Below are 21,586 nucleotides of genomic sequence, written 5' to 3'. Positions count from 1 at the left end.
AGAATAATTACCTCTTTTTATTCGTTTTAAAATTATTTAAAATGAAAAAAAACATCTTTTTTTTATTCTTGTTTACAAGTATACTTGTAAACGCCCAGACATTTACACTCCAAGGAAAAGTAGTAGATGAAAACAAAAATGCTTTAGTTGGAACCACTGTTTTAATTAAAGAGTTAAACAAAGGAACTTCTACCGATTTTGATGGAAATTTTCAATTTAAATTAGAAAAAGGAACCTATCAACTTGAGGTTTCTTATGTTGGTTTTAAAACGGTAATTAAAGAAATTACGGTTACCCAAAACCAAAACATGCGCATCCAATTACTTTCTGATGAAAATGTACTAGAAGAAGTTTTAGTGGCTGCCGTGCGAGTAACCGCAGACGTTCCTGTCACTTTTTCTAACCTTTCTAAAAAGGAAATTGCAAAGCGTAATTTAGGTCAGGATATTCCTATTTTGCTAAACTATATGCCTTCTGTAGTTTCGTCTTCAGATGCGGGTGCTGGCGTTGGTTACACTTACATGAGTGTACGTGGTTCTAATGGAGAACGTATTAATGTTACCGTAAATGGAATACCGTATAACGATGCTGAAAGTCATGGTTCTTTTTGGGTGAATTTAGGCGATTTTGCTTCTTCTACAGAGAACTTGCAATTGCAACGTGGTGTTGGAACCTCAACAAACGGTTCTGGTGCTTTTGGCGCGAGTTTAAACATTTTAACAGACGCTGTTTCTGAAGAAGCTTTTGGAGAAATCTCCAATTCTTTTGGTTCTTTTGGTACCAGAAAACACACGGTAAAATTTAGTACAGGAAAAGTGAATGAACATATAGAAATTGCGGGTCGTTTTTCTAATATTTATTCAGATGGTTATGTAGACAGAGCTTTTGCAGACTTAAAATCGTATTATTTACAAGGAAGTTATACCGATGAAAACACCTTGATAAAAGCGGTTACTTTTGGAGGGAAAGAAAAAACATATCAAGCTTGGTATGGTTTGGATGCTACGCAACTAAAAGAAAATAGAAGACAAAACCCATACACCTATGACAATGAAGTTGATGATTATGAACAAAATCATTATCAATTGCATTGGAATGAAAAAATCAATAAAAACTGGTCTACAAATTTAGGGTTGAATTACACAAAAGGAGGTGGGTTTTTTGAGCAATTTAAAGAAGAGGAAGCTGCCGCTGATTTTAACAATTTAATTGTTGATAATAGTGATGTAATTGTAAGACGTTGGTTAAAAAACGATTTTTATGTTTTCAATTTTAATACCAATTACAAAACTGAAAAACTGAATTTTATTTCAGGAATTTCTTATTCTAATTATTCTGGAGATCATTTTGGGGAAGTTATTTGGGGAGAAAATTTAGCTGAAAACACTAAAATTAGAGACAACTATTATTTTTCTGATGCTAAAAAAACAGATTTCTCAATCTTTGCTAAAGCTACGTTTAGTATTAATGAAAAACTGTCTGGTTATGCAGATGTGCAAGGAAGGTTTGTAAACTATCAAACCAAAGGAATCACCTCTGACATTGTACCTATTGATGTAGATGCAGACTTTAATTTCTTTAACCCAAAAGTTGGTTTGACCTATAAAATTAACGGAGACAATAATTTATATACTTCTTTTGCAGTGGCAAATAGAGAACCTAACAGAAACGATTTTGAAGGTGGCGTTACCACACCAGAAACTTTAAATGATTTAGAATTGGGTTGGCGTTTAAAGAAAGACAACATCAAACTAAATACCAATATTTATTATATGGATTATAAAAATCAGTTGGTTTTAACAGGTGCTTTAAATGATGTTGGCGCTCCCATTAGAACAACTTCTGGTAAGAGTTACAGATTAGGGTTAGAAATTGATGCTGATATTACAATTTCTGATAAATTTTCTATCAAACCAAATGCTGCTTTTAGTGCGAATAAAAACAAAGATTTTGTTGCTCAAATAGATGGAACACTTCAAAACTTAGGAAAAACAGACTTGGCTTTTTCGCCTGATGTAGTTATTGGAAATATGTTTATTTACACGCCTATTGAAAATTTACAGATTGCATTTTTATCTAAATATGTAGGGAAACAATTTATGAGTAACTTTAGCAGTACCGTTTCTAAAAACGATGTTTTAGATAGTTTTTTTACTTCTGATTTAAACGTGGTTTATGAAATTACACCTAACAAAATAGTTAAATCTATTGTGTTTTCTGCGTTGATAAATAACCTCTTTAATAAAGAATTTGTAGACAGAGGATATTATGGTACTTATGATGATACTTGGTCTGAAGCAAACCAAACTACAACATTAGATTATGCTGGTTATTACCCGCAAGCAACAAGAAATTTTCTTATTGGAGCTACTTTAAAGTTCTAAGAAAAAACTAAAAAAACCACTAAAAAAGGTAACCAGGGAAGCTTTCTTCTCTGGTTTTTTTTATTGCTTTCAACCTCAGCTTTAAAGCTATTAATTACAAGTTACACAAATTATTGTATTCGCAGAACTTGCATAAAAATGTTCAATTTACAGGGATAACCCTTTAAAAAATTTTGACTTTATATTTGTAAATTCTTCTTTATCTTTATTAGAATTTGGTTTTTATTTATTAAATTAGATGCTAAACCGTATATAAAAATAACTGCCCTCATATAATTAAAATTAGAGTACAATGCCTGTAAATAATTTCGACATATTTGGTCTAACCAATGAGCAGGTAGTTCTTGCAAGGGAAAAATTTGGACGCAACGAATTAAACTACAAAAAGAAAAACGGTTTATTAGACACTTTAAAACAAATTTTCCAAGAACCAATGACCATTATATTATTGGTAGCTGCTTCCATCTATTTTATAAGTGGTAAAGCAGATGATGGAATTTTTCTTGTTGCGGCTATTATATTTATCACCTCCATTTCATTATACCAAGACTCTAGGAGTAAAAATGCTTTAGAAAAACTAAAAGATTTTTCACAACCCATTTGTAAAGTTATTCGCAATGGCATCACGGTAGAAATTAAAAGCGAAGATTTGGTAATTGGCGATAGCCTAATGATAGAAGAAGGTGCATCTATTTCTGCAGACGGCTACATTGTTCATTCTAACGATTTTTCTGTAAACCAATCGATACTTACAGGAGAATCCTTTGCTGTATTTAAAGACAAGACAAAAAAAGATAATTTTATTTACAGTGGCACAACTGTGGCAAGTGGTTTGGCTATTGCTACAATAACAGCTATTGGTAACGAAACCAAATTAGGTAAAATAGGAACAAGCTTAGAAAGTATCCAAGAAGAAAAAACACCCTTAGAAATACAAATTGCCAATTTTGTAAAGAAGATGGCAATTGTTGGCGCGGTAGTTTTTGTAATTGTTTGGGCAATTAATTATTCGCATTCTAAAGACCTTTTAAATAGTTTATTGCAGTCGCTAACGTTAGCCATGAGTATTTTGCCCGAAGAAATCCCTGTTGCTTTTACCACTTTTATGGCATTAGGTGCTTGGCGTTTAATGAAAATGGGAATTGTAGTAAAGCAAATGAAAACGGTTGAAACATTGGGTAGTGCTACCGTTATTTGCACAGACAAAACAGGTACCATTACAGAAAACAAAATGAGCTTAGCAAAGCTATTTTTGTTATCATCAAATAAAATATCTCACCCAAAAGATGTACTCACTAAAGACGAGAAAGAATTAATAAAATTAGCAATGTGGTCTAGTGAGCCAATTCCGTTTGACCCAATGGAACTAGCATTGCATAAAAGCTACAAGGATATTATTAAAATAGATGAACGCCCTAATTATAAACTTGTTCATGAATATCCACTAGGTGGTAAACCACCAATGATGACACATATTTTTGAAGATGAAAATCACAACCGAATTATAGCAGCCAAAGGTGCTCCTGAGGCTTTGATGCTTGTTGCTGAACTTACTGATACAGAGAAACAACAAATACATGCAGCCATTGCACTATTAACAAAGGATGGTTATCGTGTTTTGGGGGTTGGTGTTTCTCATTTTACAGGTGATAATTATCCTTCAAAACAACAAGATTTTCCTTTTCAGTTTAAAGGGGTTATTGCTTTTTATGATCCACCAAAAGAGAACATTAAAAAAGTATTAGAAGACTTTTATAACGCAGGTATTTCAGTAAAAATTATAACCGGCGATAATGCAGCCACTACAAAAGCCATTGCAAAACAAATTAACTTTAGGGGCTATGAGAAAAGCATTACAGGAGATGCCTTAATGAAATTAAACGAACAAGAATTGCAAACCTGTGTAATGAACACTTCAGTTTTTACGCGCATGTTTCCAGAGGCAAAATTGAAAATAATAAATGCCCTAAAAGCGAAGAATCAAATTGTAGCAATGACTGGAGATGGTGTAAATGACGGACCCGCTTTAAAAGCAGCACATATTGGTATTGCCATGGGTAAAAAAGGATCCGAAATTGCCAAGCAAGCAGCATCCTTAATTTTATTGGAAGACGATTTATCTAAAATGGTAGATGCAATTGCTATGGGTAGAAGAATTTATACCAACCTAAAAAAAGCAATTCAGTATATTATATCCATACACATACCAATAATTCTAACCGTATTTATTCCCTTGGCTTTGGGTTGGATTTACCCTAACATTTTTTCACCCATCCACATTATTTTCTTAGAAATAATAATGGGTCCAACGTGTTCTATTATATATGAAAATGAACCTATAGAAGAGAACACAATGCTACAAAAACCAAAACCATTGACCACTACTTTTTTTAATTGGAGAGAACTTTCTACAAGCATAATACAAGGATTGGTAATCACAGCAGGTACTTTATTTATGTATCAGTATGCTGTTGGTAACGGGTATAATGAGGCATTAACAAGAACAATGACTTTTACCGTTTTAATAGCTGCCAACATTTTTCTAACACTTATAAACCGTTCCTTTTATTATTCCTTGTTTACAACTTTAAAGTACAAGAACAACTTGGTGTTATTTATCATTCTTATAACAATTGCCATTGTTGGACTCATCCTTTATGTACCAACTTTAACTTCCTTTTTTGAATTTGAAACCTTAAATTCATTTCAATTATTAACGTGCATAGCAATCGGTTTTATTTCTGTAGTTTGGTTTGAAATTGTAAAACGATTTCACAGAAGAGAAGATAATGTTGCTACAAATAGTAATACAGTGTAAATAGGTATATTTATTACCAGTACTCCTTGTGAAGGTCTTCTGCATTTTGAAGATTAAAATTCATCTTAAATACAATGTGAGAAAACAAGAACGGACTGATTAAAACAATTAAAATATGCTCACCAACATACATCCTAAATTACCAATGCGTAACAAAAATATTACACGAGAATTTTATCTAAACAGTTTAGGATTCAAAGAATTTGGAAGTACAGACTATGATGACTATTTAATGGTAGAAAAAGACCAAATTCAACTTCATTTTTTTAAATTTAAAACACTCGACCCAAAAGAAAATTATGGACAAGTATATATTAGAACAGACAATATAGACCTGTTTTATAGGTTTTTATTGGATAAAAAAACGAAGATTCACCCAAATGGAAAATTAGAAACCAAACCTTGGGCACAAAAAGAATTCTCTGTACTAGATCCAGATAATAATCTATTAACCTTTGGGCAAAGCATTTAATAATATTGTCTGTTGTAGCAACTTGTTAATTTAGGAGAGCTTACCAAATTAAACGCTTCTGCTTCCTTCTTTATAGGTTGTAATACCTGCTTTTAGTTTGCGTTTTAACTTTATAGAAGGCTGGTAATTTACATGGTACTTTTTAATACTACGTTTTGGACTTAACATTTTAGGGTCTTCTTCTGCGGTGCATTTAAAGCCCATTTTAAACTTACCCACATCTCCTAAATCTACAATATTACCTTCTTGCAAATAATAGTCTAACTTAATGCCCAAAGCCATTAACACTGCTTTTACATCTACAGCATGCAAAGTACATTCATTACTAATAGCAGTACTTATAGCATCTAAATCTACAGTGCCTGTATTTACAGCTTGCATAATATACTGCTCCTTTTTATTCTGTATGCTATTGCTTCTTTTGGTAACTCTATAACGTATGGCCATCTATGAATTCTTTTTTGTATCTTTATCTTTCTATAAGTCAATTTACTGTGTGCAAACCTTCTACGTACACCTTTTGTAAAAATACTACTTTTTTTGAAATTTTTTTCTAGTATAATAGTAAGAGTATACTAGTATATTTATGTATTTATACTAGTACTTTTTTAAACTTGTACCGTATGCGTGTTGTAAAAGTATGAGAGTAGTGATAAGAAAGATACTGAGGGGTGTTGAAGTATAATAGTAAAAAAGAAATATTTACGTATAGTTTGGTTTGTTTCTAACCTTATTTCATGATAACTTCGCTAACTTCTGATATAAGTTTATTAAAATGATGCCATATCAGTTTTAATACTTTGTTTAATAATACCAAACGCATATTTGAGCACTTTCGGTTTTTGCCAAAACTGAATACGAACGCTCCAAAAACGAAAAACCTTAAATTTCCCATCACAACAAGCTGAATAAAAATAGTCTGAAATAAAACTTAAAAATCCAAAATGTTTTTTTAAATTTGGACAATATTTGTCTAAAACAATTTTGACCAATGAAAACATTAGGTGATACTTTAAAGTGTGCGAGAGAGGAAAAAGATTTGATTCTGCGAAAAGTTGCGGCTAAAGTTGATATTGACCAATCTTTGATTAGCAAGTTTGAAAAAAATGAAAGGAAACCAACAATGGAGCAAATAGTGAGACTCGCTAAATTTTATGGCCTTTCCGAAAGGAAATTAATAATAAATTGGTACTCGGAAAAAATTGCTGAAGAACTAAAATACACAGATTCAACATCAGAAATACTAAAAGTAGCTGAAGAAAAAATTAATTATTATAAAGCACAAGAAAATGGGAAATAAGAAAATGAAAGTTGCAGAATTATTTGCGGGAGTTGGTGGATTTCGTCTTGGACTTGAAAAAAGTAATAATTACGATATTGTTTGGAGTAATCAATGGGAACCATCGACGAAAGTTCAACACGCATCAATGGTTTATGAAAAAAAATTTGGAAAAGAGAACCATTCAAATGAAGATTTAAACGAAGTTGTAACAAGAAACATAGAGGAAATTCCAGATCACGATTTATTGGTTGGAGGTTTTCCTTGTCAAGATTATTCTGTTGCAACAACATTACATAATTCCAAAGGATTAAAAGGAAAAAAAGGTGTGCTTTGGTGGTCTATACACAAAATTTTAGAAGACAAAAAAAACAAACCAAAATATTTGTTTTTGGAAAATGTAGATAGACTTTTAAAATCGCCAGCATCACAAAGAGGTCGCGATTTTGCAGTAATGCTAAAGAGTTTAAATGATTTAGGTTATGCTATAGAATGGCGTGTTATAAATGCTGGAGAATATGGAATGCCTCAAAGGAGAAGAAGAACTTTTATCATTGGATACCATAAATCAACTGAAGTATATAAAAGAATATCAAAATCAAAAAAAACAGATTGGATTCAAGAAAAGGGAACAATTGCAAATGCTTTCCCTTTAGAAAAAATAAATAAAATTGAAGAATTTGAAATCAAAGGAAGTTTAGAAGAAATAACGACTGATTTTAATAAAGAAAGGAAACTTTCTCCTTTTCAAAACACAGGATTACTTTTTAAAGGAAAAGTTTATACAACTAAAACAAGGCCAAATTATGATGGAAAAAGAGCAGTTTTAGGTGATATTCTCCAAAATGGAGAAGTAACTGACGATTTCTTCATTAAAGACAATAAGTTAAAGAGCCCAAAATCTATTTTGGAAAAAGACGGTAGTGAGAAAATAATAACTACCGAAAAAGAAATGTGGGAATATTTAAAAGGCTCTAAATCTATTTTAAGAATTTCTAAAGAAGGCTTTAAATATAATTACTCTGAAGGCGGCATGATTTACCCTGATGCTTTAGATAATGCTTCAAGAACTATAATTACAGGAGAAGGAGGTAAATCTCCTTCAAGATTTAAACATGTAATCGTATCAGACAGAGGTTTAAGACGATTAACGCCAGTTGAATTGGAACGACTAAATATGTTTCCAGATGACCACACTAAACTGGATGGAATTACTGACACAAAACGAGCTTTTTTTATGGGCAATGCTTTGGTTGTTGGAGTTATTGAGAAAATTGGAAAAGCACTTTATAAACAAATAAATGAAAAACTTTAATAACGTAAAAGAGTTAGAAAATTTTTATAAAAAATTTGAAAATAAAAACTTAGAAAGTATTATTGCTTTTATTAACAATGAATATCCAAATATTTCATTGTCTACCAATAAAGGTATTGCTGGTCAAATTCTTGAAGCAGTAATAGGTAATGCACCTAATTCTGACCCAAATCCAGATGTAAAAAACATAAATATTGAACTAAAAGTGTTACCGTTAAGGAAAATAAGTAATAAAATACAGCCAAAGGAAAGATCCAAATTAAAATCAATAAACTATAATAAAATTATTGATGAAGAATGGAGTTCAGCAGATGTAAAGAAAAAAATAGAGAAAATATTATTTCTACTTTATGAACAACCAATTGGAAAAACTTATAAGGATTGGAAGGAATTTGTTTTTAAAGGAACTTTATTCTATGAACTTAAAAATGAAAGTGAGAATGTAGTAAGAGAGGACTGGAAAGGAATTCAATACAAAGTTAAATCTGAAATTGCTGACCAACTATCTGAAGGTGATAGTAAAATATTAGGAGCCTGTACATCTGGTTCGGGAAAGTTAGTAAAGTATGGCAATAAAAAAGAAGCAAAACAAAGAAGTTATAGTTTAAAACACAGTTACTTAAAAGTATACTACAATCAAAACAAAAACAAAATAAAGTATTCTTCTCTTAATTTAGAGGAAGATATTACACCACAAAATTATGTTATAAATGAACTTAATAAAGAATTAAAAGATAACAAATTAATTAACATTGTTGACAAATACAAAGTTGACTTTTCAAAAAACGCAAAATCTGGATTTAGTTTATTAATCAATAGAATATTAAAAATTGATGATAAAAAAAGAATACTTGAATTAGAGGAAAATGGTATAACAATAAAAACAATTCCTGTTAATAAAGAAAATAAACCTTGGGAAGCAATGTCTTTTCCAAAGTTTAGTCTTATTGATTTAACTGAAGAAGAATGGAATGGTGAAAATGAAGCAGATTTCAAGAATATAATTAATCAAGGTTATATCTTTATTCCTGTAGTTAAAGAAAAGGAAAAATACATTGTTAATGGTAAATCAAAATATCGATATAAAAATTGGAAAACTTGGGAAATAGGAAAATCTGTTTTTTGGAAGGCAAATGAATCGGAATTATCTACTATCTATAATGAATGGGAGAAAGCAAAGAGTATTGTCAAAAATGGGGTTAAAGTCAATGACGTAAAACACGGCAAAGGAACAAGGCAAGAAAATAATTTACTAAAGTCAAGTGATACGGAAATAATACATATCAGACCTCACGCTAAAAATTCTAAAGATATTGATAAACCTTATTTTGAGTTTTCAAAAATTAAAATTTCTTGGCAGAGTTTCTGGTTAAATAAATCATTTACAGAAAAAATTATAAATAAAAAATAGCGGATTAGATGCTAAAACGAAAGTAAAAAAATAAAATAAAGTTCAGTTATAGTCTGAAAAGTTAGCGATTTTAAACCGCTAATTCCAACATACTAGAACATTAACAAAAACTCTATTTACCTATCCAATATCTCACCGATATTCGGCTTAAAGTAGTTCGGTCCTTTTAGTACTTTACCATCTTCTCAGTAAATAGGTTCTCTATCTACCCCTAACTTACTCATATTACTGCGTTGTATTTCATTAAAGACTTCTTCTATTTTGTCTTGCATGCCGTGTTCTATAATAGTGCCACAAAGAATGTATAACATATCGCCCAACGCGTCTGCAACCTCAACCAAATCATTCTCTTGAGCAGCTTCTAAATATTCTTCGTTTTCTTCTTTCATTAAATTAAAACGAAGCCTATTTCTGTCTTCTCCAATACTAGGTATTAGTGCTTACTTCATGCTTCCCAAATTCAAGGTAATATTCTAATTGCATCGTTTGTACTTCATCAACTTCTAAATCTTTAGCATAAACGATAGTAGTCCAAGGAAATGAAATACCTGTGTTTAATGTTTGTATCCTAGCTCTAGATTTCTCTCCATGTTCCATAAATTCAAGAACTAAATAAAGTTGTTCAGGATCTTCATCATAGTTAGGTGTATGAAATTTCACTATTTGACCTGTTTTAATTTCTTTCATAACAAGACTAATTTTAATCAAAAATAGTATGTTATTTAACGTAAGTCAACATACAATAAGTCTCATTTTCATGACTTTACGTAAGGTATATTAAAAAAAACTCTTAAAAAGAATACTACCTATCCAATATCTCCCCAATATTCGGTTTAAAGTAGTTCGGTCCTTTTAGTACTTTACCATCTTCTCTGTAAATAGGATTACCATCTTCGCCTAACTTACTCATATTACTGCGTTGTATTTCATTAAAGACTTCTTCTATTTTGTCTTGCATACCATGTTCTATAATAGTACCACAAAGAATGTATAACATATCGCCCAACGCATCTGCAACCTCAACCAAATCATTCTCTTGAGCAGCTTCTAAATATTCTTCATTTTCTTCTTTCATTAAATTAAAACGAAGCCTATTTCTGTCTTCTCCAATATGTGCAATTGGTTTTTGATTCATGTTTAATTTAAATGCGGTGTGAAATTGGGTTACTGCTGCTATTTTGTGTTTCATATATTTTATTTTTAAGATTCCTCCTCATTCTTCATCGGAATGACATTCTTATTTTATTTATTATTCTTTCTTTGTTATTCTTGTTTTCACTACAATTGCCACGAAAGTCGCAATTACTTGAACTGTCAACTGCCAACTGTCAATTAAAAACTGCCAACTAAACCTTACATCATCTTTTTTAACAACCAAGCGGGTGCAATTTTTAAAACCCAAGCAACTAAGACCCAACGTTTAGAAACATAGGCAACTCTTTTCTTCTTTTTAATGGCGGTGTATATTTGTTTTGCAGATTTTTCTACAGGAACCAACCAAAAAACGTGTTCTCCTAAAGCCATTGGTGTATCTACAAAACCAGGGCGAATGTCTGTGATAAATACCTTTTTAGATTTAATCGTTTTTGTTTTAAGATACAAACTCTCTAAATACGCTTTTTGATAGGCTTTTGATGCAAAATATACAGGCGCAGATCTGCTTCCTCTTATAGAGGCAATAGATGAGATGCCTACTAAATGCCCAAATTGTTGTTTTCTAAATAAATTATATGCCAACACATATAATTTAGTAACGCCTAATACATTGGTATTTATGGTTTGCGATTCTTTGTCCCATTCTAATTTAGGGTTTACATAACCAACACCAGAAGATTGTACTACCAAGTCGATGGTTTTAAACTCATTTACAATTTCAGTAAAAACCTTTTCTACCGCTTCCAGATCTTGTATGTCATTATGTTTTACTAAAATTTGCGTGGGATATGCTGTTTTTAAGGCTTCTAACTTTTCTAATCTTCTACCAGTAACTGCAACGCGATATCCTTCTTTTACAAGAATTTCTGTAAGCGATTTACCAATACCAGAAGTGGCTCCAAAAACGATGGCGTTCTTCATACAGTTTATAATTTAGTAAAAATCAATTTTTTATTGATTTTAGACAGACAATATATAGAAACTTTCTGAAAAATAAAGGCTACTTTTGTGTTAATAAAGATTGCTGATTATTGCCTTGTAAAAGTTCGAAAATCAAAAATCTTTTATTGCGGTTCCTTTTTTCACGGGAATAACAATTTTAATGGAACCTAAAAGCGCCGCTTTAAGGTGTTTTTTTTTATTAATTCACAACTTACAAAGAACCTAAATTATGTTTTTAAGTGCTTATTTTACCACTGGAAGAATTATTTTTATGATTTTTTTTATCATTGCTTTTTTAGCTTTAATGATTTGGAGCTATAGAAAGGATCTTAAAAACCATGAGCGTTATTATAAAGGCGCTGGAAAAAAAGTAATTATTTACGGCGGATTAATTGTCATTATTTTTATGGCAATTCGTATTTTATCTGAAGTGTAAGCTGCCTTACATTTTTTCTACTTCACTTAATTTTTCGTGATTTAAGACGGTATACCCTTCTGCATCAAAACCATAAGAAGGCACATATTTTACATCTACCGTAAGATCATCAAAATCATACGAATATATCTGATATACTTTCTGAGCAAAAGATTCTTCATGATAACTCACCAAAACAGACAAGAACGCGTCTAATTGGGCTATTTCTTCGTTAGAATATTTAAACAATGGGCTTTTCTCATCAATTTGATGCACCACTGTCCAAACTGTTGGCAAATACATAATCTTGTCTCGCTCTAATTTTAGGGTGTAAAAATTACGTATAAAATTGCCTTTTACATCTTTCTCTGTAACCGCTAAAGTCACCTTAATTTCTGGCTCAATCATTACTGTTTTTCTACGATTCATTAAACGAAACATCAAGGCACGTTCTTTTTTAAAATCGCGTAAAATAATGTTATCACTAAACTTAATATTTGCTTTTGGTTTTGAAAAACGACCATACAATAACCCTGTTATAAATGAAAAACTTAACAAACCAATCATGGCTTCAAAAACAGCAATAAAGTTGGCCGCAATGCCGCTGGGCGCAATGCCACCATAACCTACTGTAGTTAAGGTTTGAGCGCTAAAGAAGAATCCGTTTAAAAAATTTTCAAGAAAAGATTCTTTTGGCGAGGTTATTTGCTCAATGCCGATACTTACATACAGCAATCCAAAAAGGATGTTTACCAAAAGATATGCAAGTACAATCAGTAAAAAAAAGTAGGCCCAAGAAATGTCTATAAAATACGAATATAAATCGTTGATATTCTTTTTTCTATTAACATGAATTACATTGCTGCTGCCATCATCATTAATAATATCTTTTGCGTTTTGCTTAGAATTATAACCAAAACCTGGATCTTTTATTTTTATTGCCATGTTGTAAAAATACAAAAACCGACTCTTCTCAGAATCGGTTTTTTTTACTTTATCAATTAAATTACTGCCTTACTGAATCTAGTACAGTACAAATAGCAGGAATAAGAAACCTTTTAATTTTCTGTTCCTAGAAAATTATAGTGTTTAGAATAAAACAACATCTGCTCTTCAAAGTCTTTTGGTTGTTTTACTTCAACTTTTAAAATGTTTCCTTCAGCATCCATTAAAGGTGCTAAAACCGGATTTACAAAACCACTATACGGTTTAGATGTAAATTGCTCGTTTCTTTTTAAAACTTCTTTATGCAACGCTTGGTCTACTTTTACGCCATAGCCTTCTACCAAACTTTTTGCAGCTTCAAAATCTCCTTCTGATTTTATACGTTGTGTTTCACGTAATAATTTTCCAAAAATTTCTCTTAATTTATCATAGTCGTTTATGTTAAAGTAGGTTTTACCCTCTTTTACAACTTTCTCAATTACATTGTCTTTCTGTCCTTGTTCAAAAGACCAAGCAGAAACCCATTGTCTGTTTACCATATGATCTTCTTCGATGTCTTTACCTAACTCAATTCTAATTAATTGTGCCATTAATCCGTTTCTAATGTAGCCATCATAAGCAGCAATTCCCAATTCTTTCCAATTATCCGTTAATCCTAATTCTTGTAATTTAGGGTCCATTAAAAAGTACAAACCAACTAAATCTGCTCTTCCTTCTTCCATGGTAGAAGCATAATTTTGAAGCGTTTCTTTTGGTTGCCCAATGCCTTCATTTATTTTACCAGAAGCATGCCCAACAACTTCATGCAAAGCCGTATGTAATTTGTCTGCAATTTGTCCGTATTTTTCTTCTAATCTAATTTCTTCTTCATCAAAAGCAAACTCTTTTAAACGTCCTGTTCCTCCTGCATTACTGTAAGCGCTAATAATGTTTCCTAAAGAAACAGATTTAGAACCATGTTCTTGACGAATCCAATTATTGTTTGGTAAGTTTACGCCAATTGGTGTACTTGGAGAAGCATCACCAGCTTCACCTGCAACATTTACTGTTTTGTAAGAAACACCTACAACATTGTCTTTTTTATGCGCTGGATCTAAAGGTGCATTGTCTTCAAACCATTGTGCTTTTTCAGATAAAACCGCCATTTTTCTTGACATGTCAAAATCTTTAATTTGTACCATTGTTTCATAAGAACCTCTATACCCTTTTGGGTCATTATACACCTCAATAAAACCGTTAATCCAATCTATATTTCCTTCTGTAGACGTTACCCAAGCAATACAATATTGATCCCAAACATCTAAACTTCCTGTTTTATAATACTCAATTAACAACCCTAAAGCTGCTGCTTGTTTCTCATTTTCTGCAACTCCTTTTGCTTTTGTTAACCAAGCAATAATCTGGTCTATTGCTTTACCATACATACCTCCAGATTTCCAAACTTTTTCTACCAGTTTGCCATCTTCTCTTACTAATTTTGAATTTAATCCTGCTTCTACAGGTCTTCCTTCTGGACCTTTGTAAGCCGTTTTATAGAAATCTGATACTTCTTTGTCTGTAATATCTGGTGCGTAAAAGTTAATTGCGGATGCTAAAATATTATCTACTCCGGCTTTTTTATTTACCTTTTTATTATCTGCATCATTAAAAATAACAGCAATTACGTCTCTTGGTAATTCTGTTCTCGATTTTTTTAACAACTCATCTTCAAAATATTCTCTTGTAAATGCGGGTTTAATTTTATCGTTTGAATAATGGTGGTGAATTCCGTTAGAAAACCAAACTCTTTTTAAATAGACTTTAAAAGACTTAAAGTCAGCTGTTTCTCTATCTCCGCTATAACGATTATTAATTTTTTCTAAGGCTTTTCTTATTTTTAAATTATGACGATAATTCTGGTCCCACATAATATCTCTACCTGCTAAACCTGCCTGTGTTAGATAATACACTAGCTTTTTCTCTTTTAACGTAAGCTCATTAAAACCAGCAATTGTATAACGTAAAACTTTAATATCTGCAAAATCTTCTACAAAATGATTAAATTCTCCTGTTTCTGTAGTAGCAATGTCTTCTTTCTTTTCTATGGCGCATGAAGCAAATAATGCCACCATTGAAAAGGCATAAATAATATGTTTAAAATTCATCTGTTAATTGATTTAAATTGATTTATAAATATACGCTTTTTTAAAATTACTCTTTTAAACTTCTCCATTTTTTTAATCGATTCCAAGCAATTTTATGTCGTTGTGTATAAATTGTAAAACACCCAATATCTAATAAAAAGTAAAACAAACTTATTCCGCTTGGCGGGTTATTACTTGGTAAAAACTCAAAAACTCCAAATGCAGTTGCTGGCCATTTCCAACAGCCAAAAGCGGTTCCGCCAATTTCTAAAATTGCAACTAAAATATACATTGAAAAGAAAAATAAGCGATCTTTTGGTCTTTTCCATAATAATAAAAACACACCTGCTGTCATTACAAATCCAAAAATATCTGCAAAGAAAACTAAATATGAAAGCGCAAAAAGCGAAATACAAACTGCAAAAAATTGCACGATACTTTTCTCATATTTCTGAACAACAGAAGCTTTACTAAACATAAATATTCTTCCGTATAAAGCGGCATGGCCTAAAGGAACATATAATGGCACATTTTCTAATCTATAGGTGTACATGTTTAATCCTCTAGAAAAAAGATACTCACCACCAAAACCCAAAATTATGGCGTAAATCATTAGTTCTTTAGCTCTTGGATTTGACCTATGATACATTTTTATAAACCCTGCGAGCATTAAAACATTAATCAGAATTTGCGAATCTATTACATTTTCAACAAAATAAATACTATCAAAAAACAAGACAAAAACAAAAAAGACAAACCGCCCAATTTCTCTATTAAAGATGCTAATTATTTTTTTTAGTTCTGGTTTAGGAATTGAAAGAACACTCATTATATTTCTTTGTATTTAAAACAATCTTTAGTATGGTCATTGACCATTCCTGTTGCTTGCATAAATGCATAGATTACAGTTGAACCTACAAATTTAAATCCGCGTTTTTTTAAATCTTTAGAAATCATATCAGACAAAGCTGCAGTTGCTGGTATCTCTTCTTTTTTATGAAATCTATTTAGAATGGGTTTACCATCAACATAACTCCAAATAAATTTAGAAAAAGAACCAAATTCATTTTGAACCTCCATAAACAACTGTGCGTTTGTAATTGCACTTCTAATCTTTAGCTTATTTCTTATAATACCTGCATCTTGTAATAAAGACTCGTACTTACTCTCTGGATATTTTGCTATTTTTTGATAATCGAAATTATCAAATGCTTTTCTAAAGTTTTCTCTTTTTTTAAGAATTGTAATCCAACTTAGACCTGCCTGAAACGTTTCTAGCACAAGAAATTCAAACAAGGTTTCATCATCATAAACAGGTGTTCCCCATTCACTATCATGATACTTAATATAAATTTCATCCTTATTTAACCAAAAGCACCTGTTCTTCATATTTTCATTTTTTAAAAGATGAAAATAATGTTAAAAAAATGAAAAAACAACCTAATTTGGAATAATTTTTGCAACTTTACTATGGCTAAATTCCTTGATTATGAAACTTTTAAAACAACTTCTCTTATTGTTTTCTATTAGTATATTTATATGGGCATGTAGTTCATCTCCTTTAAAAAATAAAACTACAGAAAATGAAAAACCTGTAGTTATTGCAAATGATAGTCTGGAGTATGAAGTTATAATTATAGATCCCGGATTTAATTTATTTTTAAATTCTGTTGCACGTCCAGAAGGCTATTATTCTCAAAGTTATTTAGAAACACGTAACAGAATATTTGTTACAAATTGGAATATTAGAGCTAGTAACCCGCTTCAATACAATGCTAATATCTATGAAAACGTAATAGACTACCAACCAAATACAAATTATGGTTATGAAGTAAACTACAAGCTTTATAATTATTTTATGTTTGCGCAACAAAAATATAAAATGCGTTTGGGCGCTGGTTTTTCTGGTAGAATAAGGTAACTATATTTTGTGATAACTTACAAAACTATAATCGTAGCTATTTTTCTCATCTGCTTTAAAGTCTTCACGAGTAACTTCTTTCCAAATAGTTAAATCTATTTCAGGAAAGAAAACATCTGCCTCAAATCCATGGTGAACTAGCGTAATATCTAATCTTTGTGCTAAGTTTTTTTCAATAGCTTCTTTATAAATTTGAGCGCCTCCAATAAGAAAAATGTCAGCATCATTTTCAACTAAATCAATCGCATTTTCTATACTATTCGCAATTAAACAACCCTCTTTAAAATAGCTATCATTTCTAGTGATAATAATGGTAGTTCTATTTGGTAAAGGTCTACCAATAGACTCAAAAGTATTTCTACCCATTAGAATATGATTCCCCGTTGTAACGTTTTTAAACCTTTTTAAGTCTGCAGGTAAATGCCAAATTAAATCATTGTCTTTCCCTAAAGCATTGTTATGTGCAATTGCAGCAATTATTGTAACCATATAACATGTTGATTTTATGCTAAATTACAGCAAATGTTTTGAGATTTGACGTTTTAATCGAATTTTGACGTTAAAAACCATTTTACGAATTCGATTTCGATGTAAAAACACTGAAAATCAAGTAGAAATAATTCCTTAAAATTTTAAAAATAAAGCAAATTACTCATGATTTATTTTAGAAAAACATATAATTTATTGAATGAAATTATTAAAATGATAATTTTTCTCAATTCAGGATATTTATCATTTGCTGTATATCTATTCTTACATACATTTACAAAAAATTATGAAATAAATAAATTATGGCAATTAAAAAACAATTTTTAAAAAGCAAACCAGTTTGTAAAGTAACTTTTAGTTTACTTGCTGAAGAAGCTAACAACGTAGCGGTAGTTGGTAGTTTTAACGATTGGAATGCTGAAACAACTCCATTAAAAAAATTAAAAAACGGAACTTTCAAAGGAACTGTTGATTTAGCGTCTAAAAATTCTTATGAATTTAGATACCTAGTTGATGGTGCCTATGTAAATGATGAAGAAGCTGATGGGCTTACTTGGAATGATTTTGCAAGTGCAGAAAACAGTGTATTAGCTTTATAAAGTAAATGCTATGAAAAGGTAAAAAAGAGCTTTCAAATTTTGAAAGCTCTTTTTTTTATATCGCTACTTTTCCTTTAATATGAGGATGTGGATTGTAATCTAGTAGTTCGAAATCTTCAAAAGTAAAATCTTCAATATTTTTTATTGCTGGATTCATTTTTATCGTTGGTAATTTTCTAATATCTCTAGATAATTGCAGTTCTAATTGCTCTTTATGGTTATTGTAAATATGAGCATCTCCAAAAGTGTGAATAAACTCTCCTGCTTCATACCCACAAACTTGCGCTATCATCATTGTAAATAATGCATAAGAAGCAATATTAAAAGGAACTCCTAAAAAGATATCTGCACTTCTTTGGTATAATTGACAAGATAACTTTCCTTCAGAAACATAAAACTGAAAAAAGGCATGACAAGGAGGCAAAGCCGCTTTACCATTGGCAACATTTTCTGAAAAAGAGGTAGAAGTATCTGGTAAAACTGATGGATTCCAAGCAGAAACTAACATTCTTCTACTATTTGGATTGCTTTTTAATGTAGCAATTACTTCTTTTAATTGATCTACTTCATCACTATTCCAATTACGCCATTGATGTCCATAAACAGGACCTAAATCTCCATTTTCATCTGCCCATTCATTCCAGATTCTAACACCATTTTCTTGCAAATATTTAATATTTGTGTCCCCTTTTATAAACCAAAGTAATTCATATACAATAGATTTTAAATGCACCTTTTTAGTAGTTACCATTGGAAAACCTTCACTTAAATCAAAACGCATTTGATACCCAAAAACACTTTTTGTTCCTGTACCTGTTCTATCTCCTTTTTCGTTTCCGTTTTCTAAAACGTGTTTTACTAAATCGTGGTATTGACGCATTGTTTAATCCTTTATTTGTTTATTTATGTAACCGTTTAAACAATTACACGCTTACATTTTATCCTATTATCATTCCTGCTATCGTAGCAGACATTAAAGAAGCAATTGTACCTCCAATTAAGGCTTTCATTCCAAATTCTGATAATGTTTTACGTTGCCCTGGAGCCAAAGAACCAATACCTCCAATTTGGATTCCAATAGAAGCAAAATTTGCAAAACCACATAACATATACGTTGCCATAATTATAGATTTATTATACGTTAAATGAGTTGCATTTGCTACATTCTTTAACTCTGCTAATTGTATATAACCTACAAACTCACTGGCAGCTAATTTAATTCCTAATAACTGGCCCATTAAAGCCATATCTGGTGTTGCAACACCTACTAACCACATTAATGGTGCAAAAACATATCCTAAAATGGCTTCTAAAGAAAATTGCGCATAAGGAGTATTTGCTGCCATCCAAGAATTTAAAGAAGTGACATCTCCTACCCAGCCTAAAATTCCATTTAGCATTGCTATAAAAGCAATAAAAACTAATAACATAGCGGCTACATTTACTGCTAAACGCAAGCCTTCTGTTGTACCATTTGCAATAGCATCTAAAATATTAGAACCTATTTTTTCTTGCGATACACGTACATCTGTATTTACTTTTTCTGTTTGTGGATATAAAATTTTAGAAATAATAATTGCTCCTGGAGCAGCCATTACAGATGCTGCTAATAAATGTTTTGCATACATTAACCTTAACACTTCATCATCACCACCTAAAAAGCCAATATAAGCTGCTAAAACGGCACCTGCTACTGTTGCCATTCCACCAATCATAACTAAAAGTATTTCAGACTTATTCATCTTTTCTAAATAGGCTTTTATTAATAGCGGAGCTTCTGTTTGGCCTAAGAAAATATTACCTGCAACAGACAAACTTTCTGCGCCAGATATTTTTAAAATTTTAGACAATAACATTGCCAAAGCTTTTACTATAAACTGAATTACACCTAAATAAAACAACAAAGAAGTTAATGCTGAGAAGAAAATAATGGTTGGTAAAACTTGAAATGCAAAGATGAACCCAAAAGAATCCATGTCTGTAATTAAGCCACTAAATAAAAACTCACTTCCTGCTCTTGTATAATTTAAAATTTCTATAAAAATTTTCCCTATAAATTCAAATACATTTTGTATAAATGGTACTTTTAAAACACCCACCGCAATTACAAGCTGAAAAGCCAACCCTAAACCCACTGTTTTCCAATCTATTCCTCTTCTATTTGCACTAAATAAAAATGCAATTAGCAATAAAGAAAACATTCCTAGAAGACCTCTCCATAAACTTTTTGTAGAAAATCCTGCACTTGGTATTATTGAACTAGAGGCTTCTGCTGTATTTATTTTTGTTTCATCTACTACTAATTTTACTTCTTCTTGAGGAAGTAAAGTTTCAGCATATTCTGGTGATGAAAACGTATAAATAACATCATTTTCAGAGAGTGTTAAACTGGCATTGTCAAAAGCAACAATATTGTAATATCTTACAGTATCTTTAGGTTCTTTAAAATTAAAAATCAACAAATTATTCTGACGAATATAGTTTCCTGAAGCTTTTAAATTGTCTTTACCAGAAATAGTGTAATTGAATTTTCCATCAAAAAGTGAGAACAGATCTCCTTCTTTTGTTTCTAAAACAGGGGTTCCATCTGATTTTTCTACGGAAGAAAAGTTCCAATTTTGTTCTATATTTTGAGAAAAAAGAGCAACAGAAATAAAACAAAAGGTAATTAAAAATATTTTTTTCATAAAATTGATAAATTAAGCTCGTTTGCTAATTTCGTCTCTAATTTTTGCGGCAAGTTCGTAGTTTTCATCATCAACTGCAGCTTCTAATTCAGTATGCAATTCCTCTAATGATAAGTTTGAAAAACGATCTTCTTTTTTAGCTATTATTTCATCTATGTCTAAAGATGATTCTTCTGGTTCTAATGTTTCTTTAAGTGATAACTCTTCTTCAACCTTTAAATACACACCTGCTTTATCTAAAATATTCTCGTAGGTATAAATTGGTGCTAGAAAACGAACTGCAATTGCAATTGCATCTGAAGTTCTTGTATCAATTATTTCTTCTACCCCTTCTCTTTCACAAACCAAGCTAGAGAAGAAAACGCCATCTACCAATTTATGAATAATTACTTCTTTTACAGTAATTAAAAAACGATCTGCAAAAGTTTTGAATAAATCGTGTGTAAGTGGTCTTGGAGGTCTAATTTCTTTTTCTAAAGCAATTGCAATAGATTGTGCCTCAAAAGCGCCAATAATTATAGGTAAAGTTCTTGCTCCTTCCATTTCGCTTAGCACTAATGCATAAGCGCCACTTTGGGTTTGGCTATAAGAAATACCTTTTATGGTTAGTTTTATTAAACTCATATCTCTT

Annotated in this window: 21 protein-coding genes and 1 pseudogene; 9 read left to right on the top strand and 13 right to left on the bottom strand. The window is 31.0% G+C overall.

Annotated elements, in window-relative coordinates; translation table 11 throughout:
- The first annotated feature begins 41 nt into the window (after window positions 1–41).
- From BTO04_RS12655 to BTO04_RS12645, 3 genes are all read left to right on the top strand, one after another.
- Window positions 42–2,384 (top strand): TonB-dependent receptor, encoded by a 2,343-nt coding sequence (locus BTO04_RS12655; RefSeq protein ID WP_087564845.1) that lies wholly within the window; start codon window positions 42–44, stop codon window positions 2,382–2,384.
- A 292-nt stretch (window positions 2,385–2,676) separates the two neighbouring features.
- Entirely contained in the window at window positions 2,677–5,202 is a 2,526-nt protein-coding gene (locus BTO04_RS12650; RefSeq protein ID WP_087564844.1) for a cation-translocating P-type ATPase, read from the top strand.
- A 115-nt stretch (window positions 5,203–5,317) separates the two neighbouring features.
- Window positions 5,318–5,674 carry a VOC family protein gene (locus tag BTO04_RS12645; RefSeq protein WP_087564843.1) on the top strand — a complete coding sequence of 119 codons (357 nt, stop codon included), beginning with the start codon at window positions 5,318–5,320 and terminating at the stop codon, window positions 5,672–5,674.
- 48 nt (window positions 5,675–5,722) lie between these two features.
- Here BTO04_RS12645 and BTO04_RS12640 read toward each other — a convergent pair whose 3' ends face one another.
- Window positions 5,723–6,121, bottom strand: a complete 399-nt coding sequence (locus BTO04_RS12640) for a DNA-binding protein (protein ID WP_087564842.1) — start codon at window positions 6,119–6,121, stop codon at window positions 5,723–5,725.
- Between the two features lie 544 nt (window positions 6,122–6,665).
- On the opposite strand from BTO04_RS12640, the gene BTO04_RS12630 reads away from it, so the two are divergent.
- From BTO04_RS12630 to BTO04_RS12620, 3 genes are read left to right on the top strand one after another with little or no spacing between them, the layout of a single operon-like run.
- Window positions 6,666–6,974, top strand: a complete 309-nt coding sequence (locus BTO04_RS12630) for a helix-turn-helix domain-containing protein (protein WP_087564840.1) — start codon at window positions 6,666–6,668, stop codon at window positions 6,972–6,974.
- Window positions 6,964–8,268: a DNA (cytosine-5-)-methyltransferase gene (dcm, locus tag BTO04_RS12625; RefSeq protein ID WP_087564839.1), complete on the top strand. Its 1,305-nt coding sequence runs from the start codon at window positions 6,964–6,966 to the stop codon at window positions 8,266–8,268. Before BTO04_RS12630 ends, dcm begins: the two co-directional genes overlap by 11 nt.
- Window positions 8,255–9,679, top strand: a complete 1,425-nt coding sequence (locus BTO04_RS12620; RefSeq protein ID WP_087564838.1) for a MutH/Sau3AI family endonuclease — start codon at window positions 8,255–8,257, stop codon at window positions 9,677–9,679. Before dcm ends, BTO04_RS12620 begins: the two co-directional genes overlap by 14 nt.
- Before the next feature lie 116 nt (window positions 9,680–9,795).
- On the opposite strand, the pseudogene BTO04_RS12615 reads toward BTO04_RS12620, so the two are convergent.
- The 4 genes and pseudogenes from BTO04_RS12615 to BTO04_RS12600 all read right to left on the bottom strand — a co-directional run.
- Window positions 9,796–10,104, bottom strand: a pseudogene (locus BTO04_RS12615) (hypothetical protein); the annotation flags it as partial.
- A 1-nt stretch (window position 10,105) separates the two neighbouring features.
- Window positions 10,106–10,339, bottom strand: coding sequence for a hypothetical protein (locus BTO04_RS12610; protein WP_157662464.1), 234 nt, complete (start codon window positions 10,337–10,339; stop codon window positions 10,106–10,108).
- 142 nt (window positions 10,340–10,481) lie between these two features.
- Window positions 10,482–10,868: a nucleoside triphosphate pyrophosphohydrolase family protein gene (locus tag BTO04_RS12605; protein WP_087564836.1), complete on the bottom strand. Its 387-nt coding sequence runs from the start codon at window positions 10,866–10,868 to the stop codon at window positions 10,482–10,484.
- Between the two features lie 164 nt (window positions 10,869–11,032).
- Window positions 11,033–11,755 carry an SDR family NAD(P)-dependent oxidoreductase gene (locus tag BTO04_RS12600; protein ID WP_087564835.1) on the bottom strand — a complete coding sequence of 241 codons (723 nt, stop codon included), beginning with the start codon at window positions 11,753–11,755 and terminating at the stop codon, window positions 11,033–11,035.
- Window positions 11,756–12,047: 292 nt separating this feature from the next.
- Between BTO04_RS12600 and BTO04_RS12595 the strand changes: the two genes are divergently transcribed.
- Window positions 12,048–12,212 (top strand): hypothetical protein, encoded by a 165-nt coding sequence (locus tag BTO04_RS12595; RefSeq protein WP_368356228.1) that lies wholly within the window; start codon window positions 12,048–12,050, stop codon window positions 12,210–12,212.
- A gap of 6 nt (window positions 12,213–12,218) precedes the next feature.
- Here BTO04_RS12595 and BTO04_RS12590 read toward each other — a convergent pair whose 3' ends face one another.
- The 4 genes from BTO04_RS12590 to BTO04_RS12575 all read right to left on the bottom strand — a co-directional run bounded on the left by BTO04_RS12590 (window position 12,219) and on the right by BTO04_RS12575 (window position 16,648).
- Window positions 12,219–13,136 (bottom strand): ion channel, encoded by a 918-nt coding sequence (locus tag BTO04_RS12590; RefSeq protein ID WP_087564833.1) that lies wholly within the window; start codon window positions 13,134–13,136, stop codon window positions 12,219–12,221.
- 113 nt (window positions 13,137–13,249) lie between these two features.
- Complete coding sequence (locus BTO04_RS12585; protein ID WP_087564832.1) at window positions 13,250–15,280, bottom strand: dihydrofolate reductase; 2,031 nt, start codon at window positions 15,278–15,280, stop codon at window positions 13,250–13,252.
- 46 nt (window positions 15,281–15,326) lie between these two features.
- Window positions 15,327–16,088 carry a hypothetical protein gene (locus tag BTO04_RS12580; protein WP_087564831.1) on the bottom strand — a complete coding sequence of 254 codons (762 nt, stop codon included), beginning with the start codon at window positions 16,086–16,088 and terminating at the stop codon, window positions 15,327–15,329.
- On the bottom strand, window positions 16,088–16,648 hold the full coding sequence (locus BTO04_RS12575; protein ID WP_087564830.1) for a DNA-3-methyladenine glycosylase I: 561 nt from the start codon (window positions 16,646–16,648) through the stop codon (window positions 16,088–16,090). Before BTO04_RS12575 ends, BTO04_RS12580 begins: the two co-directional genes overlap by 1 nt.
- Before the next feature lie 100 nt (window positions 16,649–16,748).
- Here BTO04_RS12575 and BTO04_RS12570 point away from each other — a divergent pair, with 100 nt between their 5' ends.
- Window positions 16,749–17,180 carry a DUF6146 family protein gene (locus BTO04_RS12570; protein WP_087564829.1) on the top strand — a complete coding sequence of 144 codons (432 nt, stop codon included), beginning with the start codon at window positions 16,749–16,751 and terminating at the stop codon, window positions 17,178–17,180.
- Here BTO04_RS12570 and BTO04_RS12565 read toward each other — a convergent pair whose 3' ends face one another.
- A complete protein-coding gene (locus BTO04_RS12565) occupies window positions 17,181–17,669 on the bottom strand; it encodes a dihydrofolate reductase (protein ID WP_087564828.1) in 489 nt (162 codons plus the stop codon).
- 302 nt (window positions 17,670–17,971) lie between these two features.
- Here BTO04_RS12565 and BTO04_RS12560 point away from each other — a divergent pair, with 302 nt between their 5' ends.
- Window positions 17,972–18,268, top strand: coding sequence for an isoamylase early set domain-containing protein (locus BTO04_RS12560; protein WP_087564827.1), 297 nt, complete (start codon window positions 17,972–17,974; stop codon window positions 18,266–18,268).
- A 55-nt stretch (window positions 18,269–18,323) separates the two neighbouring features.
- Here BTO04_RS12560 and BTO04_RS12555 read toward each other — a convergent pair whose 3' ends face one another.
- The 3 genes from BTO04_RS12555 to BTO04_RS12545 are packed head-to-tail and all read right to left on the bottom strand — an operon-like array spanning window position 18,324 to window position 21,579.
- Window positions 18,324–19,148: a thymidylate synthase gene (locus tag BTO04_RS12555; protein ID WP_087564826.1), complete on the bottom strand. Its 825-nt coding sequence runs from the start codon at window positions 19,146–19,148 to the stop codon at window positions 18,324–18,326.
- A gap of 58 nt (window positions 19,149–19,206) precedes the next feature.
- Entirely contained in the window at window positions 19,207–20,955 is a 1,749-nt protein-coding gene (locus tag BTO04_RS12550; protein ID WP_087564825.1) for a NupC/NupG family nucleoside CNT transporter, read from the bottom strand.
- 12 nt (window positions 20,956–20,967) lie between these two features.
- Window positions 20,968–21,579: a bifunctional nuclease family protein gene (locus BTO04_RS12545; RefSeq protein ID WP_087564824.1), complete on the bottom strand. Its 612-nt coding sequence runs from the start codon at window positions 21,577–21,579 to the stop codon at window positions 20,968–20,970.
- Window positions 21,580–21,586 lie beyond the last annotated feature (7 nt).

The sequence above is a fragment of the Polaribacter sp. SA4-10 genome, from assembly GCF_002163835.1.
GTDB lineage: Bacteria > Bacteroidota > Bacteroidia > Flavobacteriales > Flavobacteriaceae > Polaribacter.
The sequence above is the reverse complement of the archived record's forward strand: the minus strand, read 5'-3'. Positions and strand labels throughout refer to the sequence as shown.